The sequence below is a fragment of the Granulicella tundricola MP5ACTX9 genome (assembly GCF_000178975.2).
GTDB classification, from domain to species: Bacteria; Acidobacteriota; Terriglobia; order Terriglobales; family Acidobacteriaceae; genus Edaphobacter; species Edaphobacter tundricola.
In genome coordinates this window covers 1,641,132-1,657,191 of the sequence record NC_015064.1, presented here as the reverse complement: position 1 = coordinate 1,657,191, position 16,060 = coordinate 1,641,132, and the positions used below count along the sequence as shown (strand labels likewise).

General features: G+C 61.0%; 13 protein-coding genes, 1 pseudogene and 1 riboswitch. Of the genes and pseudogenes, 5 read left to right on the top strand and 9 right to left on the bottom strand.

Annotation, left to right across the window (positions count from 1 at the left end):
- Positions 1 to 54 precede the first annotated feature (54 nt).
- The 5 genes from ACIX9_RS07095 (at position 55) to lon (ending at position 7,784) form a co-directional block, all read left to right on the top strand.
- Positions 55 to 1,323: an aldose epimerase family protein gene (locus ACIX9_RS07095; protein WP_013579801.1), complete on the top strand. Its 1,269-nt coding sequence runs from the start codon at positions 55 to 57 to the stop codon at positions 1,321 to 1,323.
- A 185-nt stretch (positions 1,324 to 1,508) separates the two neighbouring features.
- Positions 1,509 to 2,945, top strand: a complete 1,437-nt coding sequence (gene tig, locus ACIX9_RS07090) for a trigger factor (RefSeq protein ID WP_013579800.1) — start codon at positions 1,509 to 1,511, stop codon at positions 2,943 to 2,945.
- Between the two features lie 123 nt (positions 2,946 to 3,068).
- A complete protein-coding gene (gene clpP, locus ACIX9_RS07085) occupies positions 3,069 to 3,662 on the top strand; it encodes an ATP-dependent Clp endopeptidase proteolytic subunit ClpP (RefSeq protein ID WP_013579799.1) in 594 nt (197 codons plus the stop codon).
- A gap of 188 nt (positions 3,663 to 3,850) precedes the next feature.
- Positions 3,851 to 5,137, top strand: coding sequence for an ATP-dependent Clp protease ATP-binding subunit ClpX (gene clpX / locus ACIX9_RS07080; protein WP_013579798.1), 1,287 nt, complete (start codon positions 3,851 to 3,853; stop codon positions 5,135 to 5,137).
- 223 nt (positions 5,138 to 5,360) lie between these two features.
- Positions 5,361 to 7,784: an endopeptidase La gene (gene lon, locus ACIX9_RS07075; RefSeq protein WP_013579797.1), complete on the top strand. Its 2,424-nt coding sequence runs from the start codon at positions 5,361 to 5,363 to the stop codon at positions 7,782 to 7,784.
- Between the two features lie 64 nt (positions 7,785 to 7,848).
- Here the strand turns inward: lon and ACIX9_RS25665 are convergent, their stop codons facing one another.
- The 9 genes and pseudogenes from ACIX9_RS25665 to nuoI all read right to left on the bottom strand — a co-directional run.
- A complete protein-coding gene (locus ACIX9_RS25665; protein ID WP_013579796.1) occupies positions 7,849 to 7,998 on the bottom strand; it encodes a lmo0937 family membrane protein in 150 nt (49 codons plus the stop codon).
- A 145-nt stretch (positions 7,999 to 8,143) separates the two neighbouring features.
- Entirely contained in the window at positions 8,144 to 8,332 is a 189-nt protein-coding gene (locus ACIX9_RS24630; RefSeq protein WP_332308635.1) for a MoaD/ThiS family protein, read from the bottom strand.
- Positions 8,333 to 8,471: 139 nt separating this feature from the next.
- Positions 8,472 to 9,758 (bottom strand): threonine synthase, encoded by a 1,287-nt coding sequence (thrC, locus tag ACIX9_RS07065; protein ID WP_013579794.1) that lies wholly within the window; start codon positions 9,756 to 9,758, stop codon positions 8,472 to 8,474.
- Between the two features lie 125 nt (positions 9,759 to 9,883).
- Positions 9,884 to 10,001: riboswitch (SAM riboswitch) on the bottom strand.
- 71 nt (positions 10,002 to 10,072) lie between these two features.
- Positions 10,073 to 10,435 (bottom strand): hypothetical protein, encoded by a 363-nt coding sequence (locus tag ACIX9_RS23620; RefSeq protein ID WP_013579793.1) that lies wholly within the window; start codon positions 10,433 to 10,435, stop codon positions 10,073 to 10,075.
- Between the two features lie 62 nt (positions 10,436 to 10,497).
- Entirely contained in the window at positions 10,498 to 10,881 is a 384-nt protein-coding gene (locus ACIX9_RS07055; protein WP_013579792.1) for a response regulator, read from the bottom strand.
- A 172-nt stretch (positions 10,882 to 11,053) separates the two neighbouring features.
- Positions 11,054 to 13,762: a methionine synthase gene (gene metH, locus ACIX9_RS07050; RefSeq protein ID WP_013579791.1), complete on the bottom strand. Its 2,709-nt coding sequence runs from the start codon at positions 13,760 to 13,762 to the stop codon at positions 11,054 to 11,056.
- Positions 13,759 to 14,856: a homocysteine S-methyltransferase family protein gene (locus ACIX9_RS07045; protein WP_013579790.1), complete on the bottom strand. Its 1,098-nt coding sequence runs from the start codon at positions 14,854 to 14,856 to the stop codon at positions 13,759 to 13,761. The genes metH and ACIX9_RS07045 overlap by 4 nt, the downstream gene beginning before the upstream one ends.
- A 56-nt stretch (positions 14,857 to 14,912) precedes the next feature.
- Positions 14,913 to 15,521, bottom strand: a complete 609-nt coding sequence (locus tag ACIX9_RS07040) for an HD domain-containing protein (protein ID WP_013579789.1) — start codon at positions 15,519 to 15,521, stop codon at positions 14,913 to 14,915.
- Between the two features lies 1 nt (position 15,522).
- Positions 15,523 to 16,041: pseudogene (gene nuoI / locus ACIX9_RS07035) on the bottom strand (NADH-quinone oxidoreductase subunit NuoI); the annotation flags it as partial.
- Between the last annotated feature and the right edge of the window lie 19 nt (positions 16,042 to 16,060).

Here is a 16,060-nt window from a genome sequence, read left to right as displayed (position 1 = left end):
GTTGAGTTGCATTTTTTGGAGGCGGGGAAATTGGAAGAGCAGAGAATCAGCAGGATGTACCTGAACATCATCAAGAAGCGGCTGGAAGATGTGTGGCATGGAGTGTTTGGAAGAGAAGGGCGGCGATCCGCGGCATTTCCCCTCCTGGTGATTCTTGTGGTGCTTGCGGGAACGGGCGCGATCTACCTGGCGCATCGGCATGCGAAGTTTCATGAGTTAGAGACGAAGATCCAGGGGGACACGAACCCGGCGGGCGGAGGCGAAGAACGACCGGGTGGACGCGATCCGATTGTGCTGACGCGGGCGCAGACGCTGGGCGGGTATGTGCCGGAGTTCCATTCCGCGACGCTGCTGCCGGGGCTGGGGCTGGGCGTGCTGCAGATTACGGCCTTCCTGCCGAACAAGGGCGAGCAGCCGCTGCTGGTGGCTCCGACGGTTCCGCAGATGACGGACGGCTCATGGCCGGTTCGGACCGGTTCGAACGACGTTCATGGGGCCCTGGAGGCACCTTGGAGCGGGTTGTTCGCGGGCGTGACCTCGCCTACGGGGCTGACGCTTTCTTCACAGTGGAACGATAAGATGTTGACGATCCCTGTCCAGCCGCAGCAGGCAGCGAGTCTGGCTGAAGGCGGGCTGTTACAGGGGCAGGATACGGATACGGCCGAGGTGACGAAGACCGACAAGGGCGCGGTGCTGTCCGGCACGTTCCGTGCGCGGGACTTCGACGGGCACTGGCCCTCAAGCTCCGACGTCTCGGTCCGCGCGGATCTGCAGGCGACGACGCTGGAGCTGACGGTGGATGCGAAGAACGCGGGCGATCAGCCGGAGCCGATGGGGCTCGGGTGGCATCCGCGGTTTTTGATCCAGAGCGGCGACCGGAGCAAGGTTGAGCTGAAGCTGCCGAATGGGGAGAAGCTGCTGATCGCCAGCAGCACGCCTGCGATCCCGACCGGGAAGACTGGGGCGCTGGGTGCGGCGCTGCAGGGCTTTGCGGGGCGTGGTGGGGCCTTGGGCGACGACAGCGTGGATGAGGCGATGGTGCATTTGAAGCCTTCAGCATCCGAACAGGGGCCGACGGCGGAGATGCGGGACCCGGCGGCGGGTTATGGGCTGCGGATCACGGCGGTTTCGGCGACGATCCGCGAGATGCGGGTTTATGCGCCGGCGCGGGGGAACTTTGTTTCGGTGGGGACGCAGACGAACTACGATGACCCGTTTGGGCATGAGTGGAACGCGGATGACAGCCCGATTGCCACGCTGCTGCCGGGCCAGACGATAGAGTGGAAGGTTCGGCTGGAGCTATTTCCGATTCCTGGGCGCTGATTTAGGTTCGCCTGCCGGTTTGTGGGACCCGGCGGGCGGTTTGGGCTGGTTGTGGGCTGGGTTTGACCCTCGGGGGATGCGCCCCGTACATTGGATGTGAGGCGATAGCCGCAGCTTCGTCCGGCATGGCTGGACGAGCGGCATTTTGACGCGCCCAAGAAGGTAGACTTTTGACCCCGACCGAGATGACAGAGACAGAGATCACGACTGCGACGCAGCCCGTGGAAGAGACGAACGCGCTTGCCGAGACGCATGAGCACACGCACGACCACAGCCACGAAGGCCACAACCATGAAGGCCACGTACACGAACAGCAGCCGACGATGAACCCGGAGCTGATGCGCGAGATCAACGTAGAAGTTGACGCGGATACGGTTTCGAAGTCGTTCCGGACCGTGGTGAAGAAGTACCAGAAGCTGGCTCGCATTCCTGGCTTCCGCGTGGGCAAGGTGCCGGAGTCGGTGATCAAGTCGCGCTTTGCGAAGGAGGTTCGCCAGGAGGTTCTGGATGAGCTGGTGAGCGAGCGCTTCCGTCTTGCGATCGTTGAGCAGAAGCTGAATCCGATCTCGCAGCCGCAACTGACGAACCTGATGCTGGTGGATGGGCAGCCTCTGCAGTTCAAGGCGGCGTTTGAGGTTTCGCCGGAGATCGATATCGCGGGCTACGACGCTGTCGCGGTCGAGAAGCCGAGCTCCGAGCTGACGGATGCGGAGTACAAGGCTGAGCTGGATCGTGTGCTCGACAGCCATGGCACGGTGGAGACGATCGATGAGGATCGCACGCTGGTGGACGGCGACTGGGCTGAGATCGAGTTCAAGGGTCAGATCCAGGATGTGGCGCAGACGGTTGGCGAAGAGGGCGCTGCGAACTCCGAGGAGACCGAGGAGATCACGGGCGAGGATGTGCTGATCGAGATCGGCGGATCGAACACGCTGCCAGCGTTCAGCGATGCGCTGCGTGGACAGAAGATCGGCCAGGAGATGACGTTTGAGGTCACCTATCCGGCGGACTTCGGCGAGCCCCGCCTTGCGGGACAGACGGTCAAGTACGACGTCACGCTGAAGACGATCAAGAAGAAGACGTTCCCGGAGCGCGACGAAGAGTTCGCCAAGCAGTTGGGCGACTACGAGACGTGGGATGAGTTCGAGACGAAGCTGCGTGAGCATGCGGCGGATCGCAAGAAGGTTGCGGTCGAGAACCAGGCGAAGGACAAGATGTTGTCCGAGATGATCGAGAAGTTCTCGTTCCCGGTTCCGGAGTCGTTTGTGCAGCAGCAGATCGACGCACGGCTGGACCGCGGGCTTCGCGCGCTGGCGCAGCAGGGTATGACGGCGGAGGACATGCGCAAGCTGGACTTTGGGCGTCTGCGGGCTGCTCAGCGTGACCAGGCCGTGGCCGAGGTGAAGGCTTCGTTGATCCTGGACCGGATGGCCGAGGCTGAGGGCGTGCAGGTTGAGGACGAGGAGCTGGAGCGCGAGATCATGATGGCTTCGCTACAGGCTCGTGAGCCGATGGAGACGATCCGCCAGCGGATGGTCGAGGATGGATCGCTGGAGCGGATGCGCGAGCAGATGCGGCGCGAGAAGACTGGCGCGGTTGTCTACGAGAAGCTGGCCAAGTAAAACAAGAGAAGCCGAGGCGGAGGATCAGCCTCGGCTTTGCTTTCAGGGTGACACCACGTACGCGCAACCACAACAGCCGATGGAACGATTCTTCGCCGGCTAAACCTTGAAAGGGAGAACGAAATGGGTTTGATTCCTTATGTAGTCGAGCAGACGAGCCGCGGCGAGCGGACGTACGACATTTACAGCCGCCTGCTGCGCGACAACATCATCTTCATGGGTACGCCCATCGACGATAACGTTGCGAACGTGATCATTGCGCAGCTCCTGTTTCTGAGCGGTGAGGACCCGGAGAAGGACATCCAGATGTACATCAACTCGCCGGGTGGTTCGATCACGGCGGGCCTGGCGATCTACGACACGATGCAGTACATCAAGAACGACGTGATGACGCTTTGCATTGGGCAGGCTGCCAGCATGGGCGCGTTTCTCTTGATGGCGGGCAAGCAGGGCAAGCGGTTCGCGCTGCCGAACTCGCGCATCCTGATCCACCAGCCGAGCATGGGCGGGTTGAGCGGGCAGGCGACGGATATCGACATTCACGCGCGCGAGATCCTGCGCATCCGCGAGATCACGAACACGCTGATGAGCAAGAGCACCGGGCAGCCGCTGGCGCAAATCGAGCGGGACGTGGAGCGCGACTTCATCATGACGGCACCGCAGGCGAAGGAGTACGGGATCATCGACGACATCATCGATCGGCCGCGTACGACGTAGTCTGGAGTTGAGGAAAAGGGGCCCCGATTCGCGTTGGTTTTTGCGGATCGGGGCTTTTTATTGCAAGAAACTAAAGGTACTCCGGCTGAGTCTTCCCTGCCCGGGCGTTTGCGCGGCGGGGAGGGATTCGGGTGTAAACTTGGAGTTGGAATTTAGTTAGGGCTTTACTGAAGGGGCTGCTGTTTCCTATGAAGACTTCCCGGGGCTCGGACGAATCACTTCGCTGCTCATTTTGCCACAAGGCTCAGGATGCCGTGGCCAAGCTGATCTCGTCTCCTTCCGACTATCCTCGTGCGTATATCTGCGACGAGTGCGTGGCTGTGTGCAACTCGATTCTTGAGGATGACCGTACCGAGGCCGCACCCGGCGCTGCACCGGCGCACCTGCCGAAGCCGCAGGAGGTTCGTGCGTCTCTGGATGAGTATGTCATCGGCCAGGATCAGACCAAGAAGAAGCTGGCGGTGGCGGTTTATAACCACTACAAGCGCATCCAGATGAACAAGACGCGCGGCAACGATGTGGAGCTGGCAAAGTCCAACATTCTGCTGGTGGGACCGACCGGTTCCGGCAAGACGCTGCTGGCTCAGACCCTGGCGAAGGTGCTGGATGTGCCGTTTGCGATTGTCGATGCGACGACCCTGACCGAAGCCGGTTATGTGGGCGAAGACGTTGAGAACATCATCCTCAAGCTCCTGCAGGCTGCCGAAGGCGACGTCACGCGCGCGCAGCAAGGCATCATTTACATCGATGAGATCGACAAGATTGGGCGCAAGGATGAGAACCCTTCGATCACCCGCGATGTCAGCGGCGAAGGCGTACAGCAGGCTCTCCTGAAGCTGCTGGAAGGCACGGTTGCCAACGTTCCGCCGCAGGGTGGACGCAAGCATCCGCACCAGGAGTTCACGGCTGTCGATACGACGAACATTCTCTTCATCTGCGGCGGCGCGTTCGTCGGGTTGGAGAAGGTGATTGGGCGGCGTGTGGGTAAGAAGGCGCTTGGCTTCAAGACGCTGACCGATGCCGAGAAGCTCGACGGCGATGTGACGCCGATCCGTGCACAGCGCGATGCCGAACTGCTGCGCCAGGCTGAGCCCCAGGATCTGCTGAAGTATGGCTTGATTCCTGAGTTCGTTGGACGTCTGCCGGTGATGGGCGTGCTGGATGAATTGGATGAGGTTGCGTTGATCGAGATCCTGACCAAGCCCAAGAACGCGATTCTGAAGCAGTACATCAAGCTGTTCGACTTTGAGGGCGTGAAGGTCACGTTCACCGACGATGCGGCTCGCGAGATTGCACGTGAAGCCCTGCAGCGTAAGGTGGGTGCGCGTGGTCTGCGGATGATCCTTGAAGAGCTGATGCTGGATCTGATGTACTACGTTCCGGGCAACAAGAAGGTCAAGGAGCTTTCGATCACGGCGGAGATGGTGAAGAAGCACTCACTGACGCTGCCGATGCTGCTGGAGAAGGCTGGCTAAGGCTTACCACGGACGAAAATTACAAAGGCGGATCAAGGCAGATGGACCCTCGGCGGGCTGTCTGCCTTTTCTGTTTGTGCCTGTTTTGATGAGGTAGCGAAAGCAGTTATGCGAGGTCTCAGTTCCCCGCCCCGCTGAGGCTCATCCGGCTTTACAATCGACGGAACGCAGACGAGGCATGTTGCATCGTTCACTGCGCTGTAACGTCTAACTCAGGAGACCTATGAAAACTTCCGAAGAACAGAAACTGAGCCGCGACGTACGCAAACTTCCGATGATGCCGATTCGGGAGATGGTGATTTTCCCGCATATGATGACGCCGTTTGTGGTGGGGCGTGAGTCCAGCGTGAGGGCGCTCGAAGAGGCGTTGACGGGCGACCGCAAGATCTTCCTGGCGACCCAGCACGATGCCTCCATGGATGAGCCGAATGCGGATGACATCTTTGAGGTGGGCACCATCGGCAACATCGTCCAGAGCGTGAAGATGCCGGACGGCAACATCAAGGTGCTGGTGGAAGGCGTGGAGCGTGCGCGCGCGGTGGAGATGAACGACGAGGATGGATTCTTCGTCGCGACGGTACGTACCGGGCCGACTCACCTGGAGATGACGCCGCAGGTCGAGGCCATGATGCAGCGGGTGCATACGCTGTTTGAGCAGTATGTGAAGCTTCAGCAGAGCCTGAACTACGAGACGATGGCTGCAAGCGTTCGTGGCGACGAGCCCTCCAAGCTGGCCGATACGATTGCCGCTAATCTGCAGCTCTCGATCGAGGAGAAGCAGGAGCTTCTCGAGGTGTTCGACCCTGAGGTTCGTCTGTCCAAGATTGCCGATGTGCTGGATGTTGCGATCGAGAAGCTTAACATCGACCGCACGGTTCAGTCCCGCGTGAAGCGGCAGATGGAGAAGGCGCAGAAGGAGTACTACCTCAACGAGAAGATCAAGGCCATCCAGAAGGAGCTTGGCCGCGGTGAGAAGAGCGAGTTCGATGAGCTGAAGAAGAAGATCGAAACCGCTGGGATGCCGAAGGATGTGCTCGAAAAGTCCATGCAGGAGTTGAAGAAGCTGGAGGCGATGCCGCCCATGTCGGCTGAGTCTACCGTGAGCCGCAACTACCTGGACTGGCTGCTGGCTGTGCCGTGGCGGAAGCGCTCCAAGGAGATCCGTTCGATCCAACTGGCCGAGGAGGTTCTGAACAAGGATCACTATGGGTTGGAGAAGATCAAGGAACGCATTCTTGAGTTTCTTGCTGTGCGTCAGTTGGTCAAGAATCCGAAGGGCTCGATTCTGTGCTTCGTCGGACCTCCGGGTGTGGGTAAGACCTCGCTGGGGCAGTCGATTGCGAAGGCGACGGGCCGCAAGTTTGTGCGGATGTCGCTGGGCGGCGTACGGGATGAGGCTGAGATTCGTGGGCACCGCAGGACGTACATCGGCGCGTTGCCCGGGCAGGTGATCCAGTCGATGAAGAAGGCCGGGACGAAGAATCCCGTGTTCATGCTGGATGAGATCGACAAGATGGCAAGCGACTTCCGGGGCGATCCTGCGAGTGCGCTGCTTGAGGTGCTTGACCCGGAGCAGAACAACAAGTTCCAGGATCACTATCTTGACGTCGAGTATGACCTCTCGCAGGTGCTCTTTGTCGCAACCGCGAACGTGCTGGATACGATTCCCGGCCCGTTGCAGGATCGTATGGAGATCATCCGGCTCTCCGGCTATACGGAGATCGAAAAGCTGGAGATTGCCAAGCAGTACCTGGTCAAGAAGCAGCGTGAAGGCAATGGCCTGACCGAGGAGCAGATCCAATTTGAGGACGGCGCTCTGAAGTCCTTGATCCGTGGCTATACGCGTGAGGCCGGCGTCCGTAATCTGGAACGCGAGATTGGCAATGTGGGCCGGAAGGTGGCTCGCAAGGTCGTTCAGGATGGGCCAGAGCATAAGGAGCTTGTCACTGCGGAGAATCTCGAGAGCCTGCTGGGTGTGGCGAAGTTCCGCGACTCAGAGGTTCACAAGAAGAGCGAGATTGGGCTTGTGACCGGACTGGCCTGGACTTCCGTCGGCGGAGTGATTTTGCAGACTGAGGTTCAGGTACTGGATGGTAAGGGCAAGCTTACGGCTACCGGGCAGCTTGGGGATGTGATGAAGGAGTCGGCTGAGGCTGCGTTGAGCTATACGCGGTCGCGGGCGGCGCACCTTGGACTCTCCAAGGAGTTCTACCGGCATGTCGATATCCATGTGCATGTGCCTGAGGGCGCTACGCCCAAGGATGGGCCTTCTGCCGGGATTACGATCGCTACGGGGCTCGCCAGTGCGCTGACGAAGATCAAGGTAAGGCGCGATATCGCCATGACCGGCGAGATCACGCTGCGGGGCAAGGTGCTGCCCATCGGCGGGCTGAAGGAGAAGCTGCTGGCGGCGCATCGTGCGGGTGTCTTTGAGGCGATTCTGCCGGCGGATAATCGCAAGGACCTCGCAGACCTGCCAGATCTGATCAAGAACACGATGAAGCTGCACTTCGTCGAGGAGATGGATGAGGTACTGCAGATTGCACTGGAGGAGAAGCTGAGGCCGCTGGAGGAGGAGACACCCGAGGCTTTGGCCGGGGTGATTCCGCCGGTGGTTGCAGGGCCGCAGTCTTCCGCTCACCAGTAAGATTCATGGCAAAACGGCAAGGGCCGGACTCTGAGAGTCCGGCCCTTGTTGCGTCTGAAGAGACTTATGCTGAGCGGCTGCCCGTGACGAAGTGCAGGATGATGGAGATCACTGCGAAGATCAGGAGCAGGTGGATGAGGAGGCCGGCGCTTTTGAACATGACGAAACCGCCGAGCCAGGCCACAACGAGTACGACTGCGAGAATGAGGAACATGAGACCTTCTTTCGGAGAGTAGGGTGTCGCGGTCTGCACCTCGCCGAGTCGATACGCGAACTCAACTCTGGAAGCAGCACACAAGCTTACTTGTACTCAGAGAGGAGTTTAGCGGGAATCGTTGCCTTGGGGGTTCCGAAATGGGCTAGAGAGTGCCTCCGGCGATGGAGGGGATGAGCATGACCTCGTCGCCGTCCTGGAAGCTGTAGGTCTCGCCGCCGAGGAAGCGGATGTCCTCATCGTTGACGTAGACGTTGATGAAACGGCGGAGCTTGCCGGTCTCGTCCTTGATCTGGGTGGAGAGGGCCGGGAAGTTCTGGTCGATGTCCGTGATGAGGGCGGGGAGGTTCGCGGCCTGGCTGGTGAGCTGTTTCTGGCCGTCTGTGTGGCGAATGAAGGCAGTGGGAAGAATGATCTTGATGCTGATGGCGGTGCTCCTTCTTGGTGCGACTACGGTGGTTGGTTCTGTGTTCTCAGTCGGCGGCTACGAGTTCGTTTTCGGTGACGCCGTCGAGTTCGCGGAGGTAGTCTGCGAAGTCGGAGAGGCGGGGGCGGACGGCGCGGGCGTCGAGGTGGTCGAAGCGGCCTACGAGGGCGTCGGTGGTCTTGAGGCCATTGCCGGTGATGCAGACGACGGTGGTCTCATCGGGCGAGATGCGGCCCTGGGCGTAGAGACGGGCGGTGACGGCTGTGGTGACGCCGCCTGCGGTCTCGGTGAAGATGCCTTCGCTCTCAGCGAGCTCCTGCATTCCGGAGACGACCTCAACGTCGGACACATCCTCTGCCCAGCCGCCGGTGGCGCGGATCATCTTGCTGGCGGCGGGGCCGTCAGCCGGGTTGCCGATGGCGAGCGAGCGGGCGATGGTGTTGGGGCGCTGCGGCTCAATGTAGTCCCAGCCCTGGCGGACGGACTGCGAGATGGGCGAGCAGCCGGTGGCCTGTGCGCCGAAGAAGCGGACGGGCTTGTCCTCAACCAGGCCGAGCGCGATCAGCTCGTTGAAGGCCTTGCGGATCTTGCGGATGAGCGAGCCGCCGGCCATGGGGCAGACGACGTTATCGGGCAGACGCCAGCCGAGCTGCTCGGCGATCTCGTAACCCTGGGTCTTGGAGCCCTCGGCATAGTAGGGCCGGAGGTTGACGTTGACGAAGCCCCAGGCGTATTCGTCGGCGATCTGGGTGCAGAGGCGGTTGACGTGGTCGTAGTTGCCGTCGATGCGGACGAGACGCGCACCGTAGACGAGGGTGTTGAGGATCTTGGCGGGCTCGAGGTCGGCCGGGACGAGGATGCAGGCGTCCAGGCCAAGGCGCGCGGCTTGAGCGGCCACGCTGTTCGCTAAGTTGCCGGTCGACGAGCAGCCGACGGTCTTGAAGCCGAACTTCTGCGCGTTGGCGAGGGCGACGGAGACGACGCGGTCCTTGAAGGAGAGCGTGGGGAAACAGACGGAGTCGTTCTTGACGTAGAGGTTGGAGGCGCCGATGCGCTTGCCGAGATTTTTGGCGCGGATGAGCGGGGTGAAGCCTACGGGGAGGTCGGGCTCAAAGCCTTCCGGGATGGGGAGCATGGCGGCGTAGCGCCAGATATTGTGCGGGCCGTTCTGAATGGACTGACGGGTGATGGGGGTCTGCTTCTGGATCGCCTCGAAGTCGTAATGAATTTCGAGTGGTGCAAGGCACTCCGGGCAGCCGGAGAGAGGGCGATTGCCGTAGGTCCGGCCGCACTCATTGCACTTCAGTTGGTAGGTCTGACAGGAATACTCCATTGCTCAGCTCCAATGTGTGGAGAGGGATAATGGCTTGCTTCTTGGCCACTCTGAGCTGGATTTAGGGGGGATGAAATGCGGGGGGTTACAGACCTGTCAAAAAACTGATGGACTGCATTCTCCGAATCTCATGTACCCTGTGACCTTTCGGTCCTCCAGGAGAGAGTTGACACCGGTACGCGTTTGTTCTGTCCGGTTGTCGTGGCGTCAAAGGGCTCGTCCCTCAACCACTCTGCATGAAATTCAAATCAGCCGAAGCTGACTGGAATAGATCTGTTGTAACACGCTACAACTTTGGGGGCAAGCAATGTCCGCTATTCGGCGGATTGCTGGGCTGTGTCACTATCGTGCGGGAGAGCATCCGCCTGCTGGGCTGCGGGGGATTTGTCTTCGATCTGCAGGAGTTCAAAGCGTCTGCCCGGCTTACCGCCGGGAAGGATTTCATAGACGAAGGCAAGACCATGAGCCTCAAACGCGGCGAAGAAATCTTCCCATCCGATGATGCGGAGACGGGGCTCGTGAGATTGATTGCCAGGGATGAAGAAGTGCAACTGCGTGGGGACAGAGTCCACATGGCCAGGCAGGAGTTCAGCCGGCATTGCGTTTTGGGAAGAGGCCCACAGCCGAATCTGGTTGTGATCGGTGGTGGGCCGTGAGGTTGAACTGTTCATGGTCATCTCCGCTCCATTTATTTTTGGATGCGAGTGAGAGGACGTGGATGTATGGGCTTGCGGGGAAGTTAGTGAACTTCGAGAGTCTTGCGAACGCCACCAACAAAGGCTTCGGGATCGAACTCCGTGCGGAGGATCTCGTCGGGGCAATCGGTATGGATGGCGACGCGCCAGTTGCAGACGTAGGCGACGAGTTGCTCATGCTGGGCGGTCTTGATCTCCGAGCAGAGGCGCTCTGCGTCATGCACGGCGGTCTGGCCTTCTACGTCAATGAGGACGAGGTCAAACTGGCTGGCCCAGAACATGGAGAGCGCTTCATCAGCGCTGCAGGTGGATTGAACTTCAAAGCCGGAGAGCTTGAGAATCTGGTCGCGCAGCGGACGCAGCATCTCGCGCTGGCAGATGTGGAGGATAGTTTTCTTTTCGTGCGGCAGATCAAGTGGAGGCGTCATGGGGTCCCGTTGTGAGTGTGCGCGAGCAGCCCCGGCATGTCTTCCGCCGGGTGTAGCTCATCCGCCACAACGTACGGGAAGATGCTCTAACTGTAATCGCATAAATAGTTTATTGAGTGTCTGGCACCTGACGCAACTGGTTCCTGCGAAGCTAAATTATGGGGAAAGACGGCTACTGTGCGGGATCGTAGTTGAGATTTGGGCCGAGCCAGCGTTCTACCTCGGCGAGGCTCATTCCCTTGCGCTGGTGGTAGTCGTCTGCCTGGTCGCGGCCGATCTTGCCGAGCGAGAAGTAACGGGACTGCGGGTGTGCGAAATAAAGGCCGCTGATGCTGGAGCCGGGCCACATGGCAAAGGACTCCGTAAGCTCAATGCCGGTGTTCTCCTGGACGTTGAGCAGATTCCAGAGAGTTCCCTTCTCAGTATGGTCCGGGCAGGCGGGGTAGCCGGCGGCGGGACGGATGCCGCGATACTTCTCATGGATGAGCTCTTCGGGGGTGAGGCCTTCGTCGCAGCCGTAGCCCCATTCGTCACGGACTCGCTTGTGCAGGCACTCTGCAAAGGCCTCTGCGAGGCGGTCTACGAGCGCCTCCGCCATGATGGCGTTGTAGTCGTCGTTGGCGGCGCGGAAGCTGTCTGTGAGGGCTTTGAGGCCGAGGCCGGTGGTGACGGCGAAGCCTCCGATGTAGTCTGCCAGGCCGGTCTCCTGCGGCGCGATGAAGTCAGAGAGCGAGCGGCAGGGTTCCGAGCCTTCGCGGTTGGCCTGCTGGCGGAGGAAGTGGAAGGTCTCGCGCGAGGCGGAGCGGGTTTCGTCGGTGTAGAGCGTGACGTCATCGCCGACTGCGTTGGCCGGGAAGAAGCCGTAGACGCCGCGTGCGGTGACGAGGTTCTCGTTGATGATGCGGTCGAGGAGGGCACGGCCTTCGGTGAGGACCTGGCGTGCGTGCTCGCCGTGATCTCCGTGATCGAGGATGCGCGGGTAGATGCCCTTGAGGCCCCAGGCGTGGAAGAACGGGGTCCAGTCGATGTAGTCGCGCAGGGTGGCGAGGGGGAAGTTGTCCAGGACGCGGACGCCGGTGAAGGCGGGGACGGCGAGATCTTCTTTGCGCCACTCAATGGGCGTATGGCGTGCGCGTGCGGTGGCGAGCGGTACAGTCTGCTGGCGGGGGGCGGCGTGAGCCTTGCGGAGGGCTTCGTAGTCCGCGTTGTGCCTGGTGACGAAGTCTGCTTTGCCGTCGTCCGAGAGGAGGCTGGTGGTGACGGGGACGGCGCGGCTGGCGTCGAGAACATGGACTACCGGCTGGCTGTAATGTGGGGCGATCTTGACCGCAGTGTGGGCGCGGCTGGTGGTGGCTCCGCCGATCAGCAGAGGCTGCGTGAAGCCCTGGCGCTCCATCTCCTTGGCGACGTGGACCATCTCATCGAGCGACGGCGTGATGAGGCCGGAGAGGCCGATGAGATCGACCTTTTCTTCTTTGGCTCGGGTGAGAATCTTTTCGCTCGAGACCATGACGCCCATGTCGATGACCTCGTAGTTATTGCATGCGAGGACCACGCCGACGATGTTCTTGCCGATGTCATGGACGTCCCCCTTGACGGTGGCGAGGAGGATCTTGCCCTGGGCCTTGACGACCTCGCCGGCGGCTTCCATGGCAGCTTTCTCGGCTTCCATGAAAGGCGTGAGGTGGGCGACGGCCTTCTTCATCACGCGTGCGGATTTGACGACCTGCGGGAGAAACATCTTGCCCGCGCCGAAGAGATCGCCGACGACGCCCATACCGTCCATCAACGGGCCTTCAATGACGAGGAGCGGGCGGCCTAGTTTGACGCGAGCCTCTTCTGTGTCGAGTTCGATATAAGCGTCAATGCCGCGAACGAGGGCGTGAGAGAGGCGCTCTTCGACCGTTCCGCTGCGCCATTCTTCGGCTTGCTTTGCGGTGACGACAGTGCCTACGTTTTTTAGCTTTTCGCCATGCTCGACCAAGCGCTCCGTGGCATCAGGGCGGCGGTTGAGGAGAACGTCTTCGACCAGGACCTTGAGCTCCGGCTCGATCTCTTCGTAGAGCTCCAGCATGCCGGCGTTGACGATGCCCATGTCCAGGCCGGCTGCTATGGCGTGATACAGAAAGGCCGAGTGCATGGCCTCGCGGACTTTGTTATTGCCGCGGAAGCTGAAGGAGATGTTGGAGACGCCGCCGGAGACCTTGGCGTGGGGCAGGTTGGCCTTGATCCAGCGTGTGGCGTTGATGAAGTCCACCGCGTAGTTGTTGTGTTCCTCCATACCGGTGGCGACGGTGAGGATGTTGGGGTCAAAGATGATGTCTTCCGGCGGGAAGCCGACCTCGTCGACGAGGATGCGGTAGGCACGCTCGCAGATGCGGATCTTCTCTTCGTAGGTGGCGGCCTGGCCTTGTTCGTCAAAGGCCATGACGACGACAGCGGCACCATACTTCAAGACGCGCGCGGCGTTCTGGCGGAACTTGTCCTCACCCTCTTTGAGCGAGATGGAGTTGACGATTCCCTTGCCCTGCAGGGTCTTGAGGCCGGCTTCGATGACCTCCCACTTGGAGGAGTCGACCATGAAGGGGACCTTGGCGACCTCAGGCTCTGAGGCGAGGAGTTGCAGGAAGCGGGTCATGGCGGCGACGCCATCGATCATGCCTTCGTCCATGCAGATGTCGATGACGTTGGCACCGTTCTCCACCTGCTGACGCGCTACGCTGACGGCTTCCTCGTACTTGCCTTCCTTGATGAGCTTGGCGAACTTGGGAGAGCCTGCGACGTTGGTGCGCTCGCCCAGCATGATGAAGACGCCGGCCTGCTGGGTGAAGGGCTGCGAGCCGGAGAGGCGGAGGGGCTTGGGTGCTACGGTCTCGCTCACGCTGCGACCTCACGGAGGAGGGTGCGGGGGGCTTTGCCTTCAAGCGCCTTCGCGATGGCGGCGATGTGCTCCGGCGTATTGCCGCAGCAGCCTCCCGCGATGTTGATGAGGCCGTCCTGCGCGAAGCCGCCGAGGAAGCGGGCCATATCGGGCGGGCCGAGATCGAAGCCGGTCTCAGAGAGTGGATTGGGCAGGCCTGCGTTGGGGTAGCAGGAGATGGCGACGTCGGCTTTGGCGGAGAGTTCGCTGAGGAAGGGGTACATGAGATCGGGGCCGAGCGAGCAGTTGAGCCCGACTGAGAGCGGCTTGACGTGCTTGACGGCGTTCCAGAAGGCCTCCGTAGTTTGAGCGGAGATGAGGGTCTCGCCGCCACGGCCTACGGCTGCGGAGATCATGATGGGCAGGTCTACTTTGTCTTCGTCGAAGACCTCACGGATGGCGACGAGGGCGGCCTTGGCGTTGAGGGAGTCGAAGATGGTTTCGACGAGCAGGAGGTCTGAGCCGCCGGCTATGAGGGCGCGGATCTGGTGGATGTAGGCCGCTTTGACCTGGTCGAAGGTGACGACGCGGAAGCCTGCGTCGTCTGCGTCCGGGGAGTTGGAGAGCGAGACGGTCAGCGGGCCGATGGCTCCGGCGACGAAGCGCTGGCGGCCGGTGTCATTGGCGACGCGGTCCGCCCAGGCACGGCACTGGCGCGCGGAGGTCTCGTTGACCTCCCAGGCGAGGTCGTTGAGGAACTTGTCTTCAATGATGTTCTGATAGAAGGCGGGGTCCTTGCGGCCGCCGTGCTCGCGCGGGTCGTCGACGAAGAACTCGCTCTGCGTGATGCTGGTGGCGCCGAAGGTGTTGGTCTCAATGATGTCGGCGCCGGCTTCAAGGAAGCGGCGGTGGATGTCTTCGATCATCTTCGGTTGCGTGAGCGAGAAGAGGTCACCGTTGTTCTGCAGGTCCTTATTGTGGTTCTTGAAGCGCTCGCCGCGCATATCCGCCTCGGTCATGCCGTAGGTGCGGATGGTGGTGCCCATGGCACCGTCGATGATGGCGATGCGTTCTGCAAGGATCTTTTCGAGAGGATGGATCGGGGCTTTTGTCATAGTGGCCTGATGCATTGCTTCATCTAGCAGGATACAGCCGGATGCTGCCCTGAGCGTTAGTAGAGGCTGTCCTGAGCCTCGACCGTTACGGCTTGCAGGAAGGCTCGATGGATGTGGATGCGGTCCTCCGCAAGAGCGCGGGAGGCGGGAAGCAGTAAAAGCGCGGGCAGCGTGTCGAGCGCCTTCTGAAGAGATGCGGCGGCCTGGGTGAAGGTCGCAAAGCGGGTGTCGCGGCCGACTTTGCAGACGGTGCGGAGGATGCCGACTGCGCCAAGCTGCTCGAGGATATCGGCATCGCGGAGGATTGTGGCTTCGATGCTTTCAGGCGAGAAGGAGGGCTGGTGGGTGCGGATGCATTCGAGAACAGCTGGGATCTTGTGTTGCGGGAAGCCGAAGGAGTTCAGGAGAGCGGGGGCCTTTGCGATGGCGTAGGCGGTGTTGTCCCAGCGCTTGAGTTCTTCCAGATCTTCGGGGCGATGGCCGGTGAAGACGCCGAGATCGTGCAGCCAGACAGCAGCGCAGACGACCTCGTCGTCATAGGCGATTCCCTGCCCGATCTGCCGGGTCAGTTCATAGAGGCGGGGCTGGTGGCCGAACTTCTCAGGCGGCTGTGCCTCGCGGCGGATGTACTCCTCCAACGCGCTTCGCCAGGACGGTGCAGCCATCTCAGGCGAGGCGGTCGGCTTGGTCGTGCGCGGAGCCGGGGGTCAGGGGCATGGCGGGTTGGATGTCCACGAGCAGGTCTTCCTTGCGCATGACGAGCGTCGTGGCGTTCAGGCTTGCCAGCTCAAAGCCGTGGCCGTGGGTGATAGCGTCCGTAGGGCAGGCCTCGACGCAGTAACCGCAGAAGATGCAGCGGTTGTAGTCGATGTTGTAGACCTTGGCGTAGCGCTCGGCGGAAGAGATGCGAACCTCTTCCGTGTTCTCGGCAGCCTCAATATAGATGCAGTTCGACGGACAGGCAGCGGCGCAGAGGAAGCAGGCGACACACTTCTCCAAGCCGTTTTCGTCGCGCTGAAGCTGGTGTTTGCCGCGGAAGCGCTGCTGAAACTGCGCACCGCGCATCGGCCCTTTGCCGTCGGGGTAGTTCTCGACTTCGGTCGGCTGGAACATCTCCTTGAAGGTGATGCTCATTCCCTTGGCGATGGCAGCGGCGTCGCGGATCATGGACATTCCACAAGTATAAGCGGAGACGCGGCTTGCG

Excerpts from the sequence above, each read along its gene's own strand:
- ACIX9_RS07095 (WP_013579801.1), top strand. The coding sequence starts at position 55 with ATGTACCTGAACATCATCAAGAAGCGGCTGGAAGATGTGTGGCATGGA.
- tig (WP_013579800.1), top strand. The coding sequence starts at position 1,509 with ATGACAGAGACAGAGATCACGACTGCGACGCAGCCCGTGGAAGAGACG.
- clpP (WP_013579799.1), top strand. The coding sequence starts at position 3,069 with ATGGGTTTGATTCCTTATGTAGTCGAGCAGACGAGCCGCGGCGAGCGG.
- clpX (WP_013579798.1), top strand. The coding sequence starts at position 3,851 with ATGAAGACTTCCCGGGGCTCGGACGAATCACTTCGCTGCTCATTTTGC.
- lon (WP_013579797.1), top strand. The coding sequence starts at position 5,361 with ATGAAAACTTCCGAAGAACAGAAACTGAGCCGCGACGTACGCAAACTT.
- ACIX9_RS25665 (WP_013579796.1), bottom strand. The coding sequence starts at position 7,998 with ATGTTCCTCATTCTCGCAGTCGTACTCGTTGTGGCCTGGCTCGGCGGT.
- thrC (WP_013579794.1), bottom strand. The coding sequence starts at position 9,758 with ATGGAGTATTCCTGTCAGACCTACCAACTGAAGTGCAATGAGTGCGGC.
- ACIX9_RS23620 (WP_013579793.1), bottom strand. The coding sequence starts at position 10,435 with ATGACCATGAACAGTTCAACCTCACGGCCCACCACCGATCACAACCAG.
- ACIX9_RS07055 (WP_013579792.1), bottom strand. The coding sequence starts at position 10,881 with ATGACGCCTCCACTTGATCTGCCGCACGAAAAGAAAACTATCCTCCAC.
- ACIX9_RS07045 (WP_013579790.1), bottom strand. The coding sequence starts at position 14,856 with ATGACAAAAGCCCCGATCCATCCTCTCGAAAAGATCCTTGCAGAACGC.
- ACIX9_RS07040 (WP_013579789.1), bottom strand. The coding sequence starts at position 15,521 with ATGGCTGCACCGTCCTGGCGAAGCGCGTTGGAGGAGTACATCCGCCGC.